Origin of the sequence: Tessaracoccus caeni (assembly GCF_029211185.1) — a bacterium.
Lineage (GTDB): Bacteria > Actinomycetota > Actinomycetes > Propionibacteriales > Propionibacteriaceae > Arachnia > Arachnia caeni.
In genome coordinates, this window is record NZ_JARGDO010000068.1 from 1 (window position 1) to 377 (window position 377).

Below are 377 nucleotides of genomic sequence, written 5' to 3' on the forward strand. Positions count from 1 at the left end.
CCTGGGAGCCCGTTTTCGAGCTTGGTGGTGGAGAGCATGCGCAGAAGCGCGGATTGTTGCTATAAGCACGTGTAACAGACTTGGTTGTTTGGGACCCTTCGCTCTCCCCGTGACCAGCAGGCCACCACAGTTATGGCCGAGCACGGAAGGAGGACGGTGGTGGAAGAGTTGTACCCGCGCTGCGCGGGAATCGATATCGGGAAACGGTTCGCGAAGGTCTGTGTCCGTGTCCCTGGCCCTAACCCGAACTCGCGTCGCAAAAGCGAGCGGATCAGCGAGACCGTCACGACCTGGGGATCGATGACCCAGGAAATCCTCCAACTACGCGATCATCTCGCCGCGCAACAGGTCACCTGCGTCGTGATGGAAGCCACCAG

General features: G+C 60.2%; 1 pseudogene. It reads left to right on the plus strand.

The features are described from left to right. Positions 1 to 159: 159 nt before the first annotated feature. Positions 160 to 377: pseudogene (locus tag P0D62_RS19030) on the plus strand (IS110 family transposase); the annotation flags it as partial.